Annotated in this window: 2 protein-coding genes; both read right to left on the reverse strand. The window is 39.5% G+C overall.

Going from position 1 to position 1427, the window contains the following annotated elements:
- On the reverse strand, positions 1-735 hold a 735-nt coding region (locus tag SCI24_RS21385; protein ID WP_318727283.1), incomplete at its 3' end, for a DUF1670 domain-containing protein.
- Positions 732-1427 (reverse strand): DUF1670 domain-containing protein (locus tag SCI24_RS21390; RefSeq protein WP_318727284.1); only part of this gene is annotated, 696 nt, incomplete at its 5' end. The genes SCI24_RS21385 and SCI24_RS21390, both read right to left, overlap by 4 nt.

Below are 1427 nucleotides of genomic sequence, written 5' to 3' on the forward strand. Positions count from 1 at the left end.
CTCGAGCTGCTTCTCGCCTTTCTGCAGGAACGGATCATCCTTCGTAACAAAAGCAATATCCTCCGTCTTGAAAATCTCTGAAATCCTCGTCACACGTTCAAAATCATTGATATATCGATCGACTGCTTCTTCACTATGATTAGTTCTCCTGGCAATCTCAGGAGTAGACATCTTAGAAAGTTTCAATCTGACAATCTCCCTCTTATGTGTAACAGTTGGTCCCATATCATGAATAGTTCCACGATACGGCAGACTAATTCCCTTTTCATTCTGTATATCCTGAATATACTTGCCAACAGATGCTCTTGAGATTGCAAGAAGTAAAGCAATATCAGGCTGGCTCAAGGTTCCCCTCTGTTCATCTGCTTCTTTCATGATTCGTTCAGTTACATTCTTTCGTATCTGAGTAATTGAACTTCCATTTATTCGCATATTGATCTCTTCATCGCTGACCAATGTAAGAATAACCGGAATAGTTCTGGTATCACTCATCGACTTTCCATATGAACTGGTTTCATCTTTAGCAACTGCTTGCCAGAGGATCTGCCCTTTCTTGACTCTACTCAGAGGCAACTGATGTTCACCAACAATCTTGATCAGATCATTGACGATTAATTCTATAACCTCTCTACCACCTAAGAATCCATATTCCGAAATAAATCTTGAGCACAATACAGTTTTCATACTTTTCTGAAGTTGAGGTTCATAAGTATCTGAAAGTGGATTGGATTTCATACACGAATTCCCCCTTTTTTAACTACTACTGCATTTGATTTTATCTCCTTCAGTCTTGTATTATTTTCTGAATCATACTTTCGATAAAGCTCTATATATTCATTAATGAGCTTCTCTGACATGCTGGTTGCCTGTCTGATGTCTGCGATATTCAGACCAGTATTAAGAAGCATCACTACCCTGGTGAAATCCTGGATGTAACGCTCTATGCTTTCTGTTGAATGTCTTGTCTGCCGCTGGATATCTGTATATTGATAATTCTTTAGATACAATTCAACGATAATGGTTTTATGAGATACCCCTTTCCCGATGTCCATTTTCTGACCTCTTGTTGGAATGTCTATTCCCTGTTTCCTCAGTCGTTCAATATCACGTCGAATGGTTCTTACACTTGAACAGAGCAAAACTGCAATGTCTTCTTGAGTGAGATATGCGTCTTGATCCTGTGCTTCCTCAGTAATTCTTGTGATTTTGGCTTCACGTAATGCATGCATTCCGTTTACTCTGAGAATTGAGATGTCGGTACTTGTATTCAGGGTCAGCTTGACTTGTTTGAGATCCATTTCTTCGATTGCTTTACCGGCTGGTTCTCTTGAAGATGCTGCCCAATAGAATATTGTGCCTACAGACAGGTTCGTGGTTTTGTTGGATGAATTGTAAGAAGCAATCTTATTTAGTAATGCTCTGGCAAC

Origin of the sequence: Halomonas sp. (genome assembly GCF_033549285.1) — a bacterium.
Taxonomy (GTDB): domain Bacteria; phylum Pseudomonadota; class Gammaproteobacteria; order Pseudomonadales; family Halomonadaceae; genus Halomonas.